At 61.8% G+C, this 4,422-nt stretch carries 3 protein-coding genes and 1 pseudogene; all 4 read left to right on the top strand.

Annotated elements, in window-relative coordinates; all coding sequences use genetic code 11:
* Positions 1 to 301, top strand: a pseudogene (locus tag EN939_RS22570) (ABC transporter substrate-binding protein); the annotation flags it as partial.
* Positions 301 to 2,169: an extracellular solute-binding protein gene (locus tag EN939_RS22565; RefSeq protein WP_127269783.1), complete on the top strand. Its 1,869-nt coding sequence runs from the start codon at positions 301 to 303 to the stop codon at positions 2,167 to 2,169. The pseudogene EN939_RS22570 and the gene EN939_RS22565, both read left to right, overlap by 1 nt.
* Before the next feature lie 30 nt (positions 2,170 to 2,199).
* On the top strand, positions 2,200 to 3,297 hold the full coding sequence (locus EN939_RS22560; RefSeq protein ID WP_127269782.1) for a microcin C ABC transporter permease YejB: 1,098 nt from the start codon (positions 2,200 to 2,202) through the stop codon (positions 3,295 to 3,297).
* The coding region (locus EN939_RS22555) for an ABC transporter permease (RefSeq protein WP_164751148.1) at positions 3,297 to 4,422 on the top strand (1,126 nt) is incomplete at its 3' end. The genes EN939_RS22560 and EN939_RS22555, both read left to right, overlap by 1 nt.

Genomic DNA, 4,422 nt, shown 5'->3' with positions numbered 1-4,422 from the left:
CCGCCGACCGGTAATATTGGGGAACCACGTAGAAGTTCCACAGCAGGATGCGGTCGATCGCATTATCTTCGCGACCGATCGCGACGATCTCGTCGCCGCCACCCATGCGCTCGACCGCATCCTGCTGTGGAACTTCTACGTGGTTCCCCAATATTACCGGTCGGCGGTGTGGCTGGCCTATTGGGACAAGTTCAAATTCCCCGACAAGCAGCCTGCCTATGCCGGAGCCGACATCGATTCCTGGTGGATCGACCCGGACAAGGAGAAGGCGCTGGCGGCCAAATACAAGGGTGGCAATTGATGGCGGCCCTTGCCCGCCGCGACTTCCTGGCCCTGGGCAGTGCCGCGGCAGCCGCCGCCTTGTTGCCCGGCCGGGCCTTCGCCGAAATTGCGACCGGCACCAAGCTGCATGGCCTGTCGGCCTTCGGCGACCTCAAATACAACCCCGATTTCGCGCATTTCGACTACGTCAATCCGGACGCCCCAAAAGGCGGCCAGATGAATTTCGCGCCGCCGAACTCGACCCTCAATCAGAGCTTCCTGACCTTCAACACCCTGAATTTCCTGGTGTTGAAGGGAGAGGCTCCGCCGCGCGCCGAACTCTGTTTCGATTCCCTGATGACAAGCGCGCTCGATGAGCCGGATGCGGCCTACGGCCTGCTCGCCGAAACCGTTACCCTGTCGCCAGACCGCAACGGTTTCCGCTTCGCCCTGCGACCGCAAGCGCGTTTCCATGACGGCTCGCCGCTGACCGCGGACGACGTTGTCTTCGCGCTGAAGCTTTATAAGGACAAGGGCCATCCGAACCTTTCCCAGGCGTTGCGGTACATGACCGACGCGGTTGCGGTCGATCCCGCCACCGTCAACCTCACTTTCAACGGCGAACAGTCAGCGCAAAACATCCTGGCGATCGTGGGGATGCCGATCGTCTCCAAGGCCTTTTATACGGCCAATGATTTCGATGCCTCGACCATGACACCGCCGCTTGGCTCGGGTCCCTACAAGATTGGACGCGTGGCGGCCGGACAGACTGTCGAATATGACCGCGTGGCCGACTATTGGGGCCGCGATCTCCCAGTGAACCGCGGCCTCTACAATTTCGACCGCATCCGCATCGACTTCTATCTTGACCGGCAGGCGGCGTTCGAAGCCTTCAAGAAAGGCGACACGCATTTTCGCGAGGAATTCACCTCACGGGTATGGGCGACCGGATATGACTTTCCGGCGCTGAAGGACGGCAAGGTCGTCAAACGGGAATTTCCCGGCGAGAAGACGCCGGACATGCAGAGCGTCGCACTGAACCAGCGTCGTCCGCAATTCCGCGATGAGCGGGTGCGGCGGGCGATCGCCAGGTGCTTCGATTTCGAATGGATGAAGCGGGCCTTGTTTTACGGCTCCTACGAGCGTTCTCAATCGAACTTCGAACGGTCGGATTACAAGGCCGAAGGCCTGCCCTCGCCTGAGGAATTGGCCCTGCTGGAGCCGTTCCGGGCCGAATTGCCGCCAGAGGTTTTTGGTGAAGCGGTGACGCAGCCCCTTTCCGACGGTTCGGGCCATGACCGCAAGCTGCTGGGCGAGGCTTCGAGATTGCTTGCGCAGGCCGGCTGGAAGCGCGATGGCAGTTTCGTCGTCAACGACAAGGGTGAGCGGCTGCGGGTCGAAATGCTGGCGGAGGACGACGGCATCGTTCGCATCTACACCCCTTGGTCCGAGAATATGAAGGCGATCGGGATCGACGCATCGATCCGGCAAATCGATTCGGCGCAGTATGAGCAGCGGCACAGCAATTACGACTTCGATCTTGCCTTGCTGCATTGGTCGATCGGGGCGACGCCGACCGACGACAGCCTGCAGATGCTCTATGATTCCCGGATGGCGAAAATCCCGGGGCAGCGCAACTATCCGGGCACGGAAAGCAAGGCCATCGACGCCCTGATCGCGGCAGCCGGCAAGGCGAAAGACCGTATAGAACTCGTCACGGCGCTCAGAGCGCTCGACCGGGTCTTGCGCGCGCGGCTGGACTGGATTCCAACATACTATCTGGCGAATCACCGCGTCGCCTATTGGGACATGTTCGGCTTTGTCGAACAGAAGCCCGATTTCGGCTTTCCGGTCGAGACGCTGTGGTGGTTCGATAAGGGCAAGGCGGCAAAAATTGGCAAAGGCTGAGATGTTCGCTCAAGCGGGGCAAAAGGCCTGATGGGCGCCTATATCCTGCGCCGCATCCTGTTGATGATCCCGACCCTGTTCGGCATCATGGCGATATCCTTCGCCGTCATCCAGTTCGCCCCCGGCGGTCCGGTCGAACAGGTCATCGCCCGGCTGACCAATCAGGGCGGCAGCGACCGCCTCGGCGGCGGTGGCGGCGACGCGGGCGCTGGCAGCAATTTCGATGCAGCCGGTGACGTCAGTTCGAAATATCGCGGGGCGCAGGGGCTCGATCCGGAATTCATCAAGAAGCTGGAAAAGCAGTTCGGCTTCGACAAGCCGCCGCTCGAGCGCTTCGGCATGATGCTGTGGAACTATGCCCGCTTCGATTTCGGCGACAGCTATTTCCGCGACATTTCGGTGCTCGACCTGATCCTGGAGAAGATGCCGGTGTCGATCTCGATCGGGCTGTGGATCACGCTTTTGTCCTACCTGATCTCGATCCCGCTCGGCATCCGCAAGGCGGTCAAGGACGGCACTCCCTTCGACGTCTGGACCAGCGGCGTCGTCATTGTCGGCTATGCCATTCCGGGCTTCCTGTTCGGCATCATGCTGATGGTGCTGTTTGCCGGCGGGTCGTTCTGGGACTGGTTTCCGTTGCGCGGCCTCACCTCGGACAATTGGGATCAATTGTCCTGGTGGGGAAAGATCGTCGACTATTTCTGGCACATGACCTTGCCGCTGACCGCGCTGGTGCTGTCGGCCTTCGCCACCACGACGCTATTGACCAAGAACTCGTTCCTCGAAGAAATCCGCAAGCAGTATGTGGTGACGGCGCGGGCCAAGGGCCTGTCGGAACGGCAGGTGCTCTACGGCCACGTCTTCCGCAACGCCATGCTGATCGTCATCGCCGGCTTTCCCGGCGCCTTCATCTCGGCCTTCTTCACCGGCTCGCTGCTGATCGAGAACATCTTTTCCCTCGACGGCCTCGGCCTGCTCGGCTTCCGGTCGGTGGTCGAGCGCGACTATCCCGTGGTGTTCGCCAATCTTTACATCTTCTCGCTGCTCGGGCTGTTCGTCGGTCTCTTGTCCGACCTGCTCTACACCTGGGTCGATCCGCGCATCGATTTCGAGCGGAGAGACATCTGATGTCGGAGGCTACAGTCCCCGTGGACGCGGCACCCGCGCGGATCAAGCGGCCGTTTCTGTCGCCGCTCAACAAGCGGCGCCTGCAGAACTTCAGAGCCAACCGGCGCGGCTACTGGTCGCTGTGGATCTTCCTCGTCCTGTTCGTGCTGTCGCTGTTTTCCGAGTTCATCGCCAACGACAAGCCGATCATCGCCTCCTACAAGGGCGAGATCCTGTTTCCGGTGCTGGTCGCCTACCCCGAGGAAAAATTCGGCGGTTTCTATGCCGTCACCGATTATCGCGACCCGGTCATCCAGGACGAGATCAACGCCAATGGCTGGATGATCTGGCCACCGGTGCGCTACTCCTATCAGACCGTCAACAACGCCATTCCGGAAGCAGCGCCGGCCAGGCCGTCTTGGCAGTATGACGCCACGAAGCGCTGCAACCAGTATCCGAAGGGTGCCGCCGACCCCGCCTGCATCGTCGGCAACTGGAATTGGCTCGGTACCGACGACCAGGCGCGCGACGTGCTGGCGCGCGTCATCTACGGCTTCCGCATTTCGGTGCTGTTCGGCCTGATCCTGACCGCCGGCTCGGCCTTGATCGGCGTCGCGGCCGGCGCCGTGCAAGGCTATTTCGGCGGCTGGACGGATCTCTTGTTCCAGCGTTTCATCGAAATCTGGTCGGCGATCCCGGTGCTCTATCTCCTGCTCATCGTCGCCGCCATCCTGCCGCCGGGCTTCTTCATCCTGCTCGGCCTGATGCTGCTGTTCTCCTGGGTGGCGCTGGTCGGCGTGGTGCGGGCCGAGTTCCTGCGCGCCCGCAATTTCGAATATGTCAACGCGGCCCGGGCGCTCGGCGTGCCCAACCGCACCATCATGTTCCGGCACCTGCTGCCCAACGCCATGGTGGCGACATTGACCTTCATGCCCTTCCTGCTCTCAGGCTCGATCTCGACGCTGACCTCGCTCGACTACCTCGGCTTTGGCCTGCCGCCCGGCTCCGCCTCGCTCGGCGAACTGCTCAAGCAGGCGCAGCGGAACCTCAATGCGCCGTGGCTCGGCATCTCCGGCTTCGTCGTCATCTCGCTGATGCTGTCGCTGCTGGTCTTCGTCGGCGAGGCGACGCGCGACGCCTTCGATC

It is taken from the genome of Mesorhizobium sp. M7A.F.Ca.CA.002.05.1.1 (assembly GCF_003998335.1).
Classification (GTDB): Bacteria; Pseudomonadota; Alphaproteobacteria; order Rhizobiales; family Rhizobiaceae; genus Mesorhizobium.
The sequence above is the reverse complement of the archived record's forward strand: the minus strand, read 5'-3'. Positions and strand labels throughout refer to the sequence as shown.

Excerpts from the sequence above, each read along its gene's own strand:
- EN939_RS22565 (WP_127269783.1), top strand. The coding sequence starts at position 301 with ATGGCGGCCCTTGCCCGCCGCGACTTCCTGGCCCTGGGCAGTGCCGCG.
- EN939_RS22560 (WP_127269782.1), top strand. The coding sequence starts at position 2,200 with ATGGGCGCCTATATCCTGCGCCGCATCCTGTTGATGATCCCGACCCTG.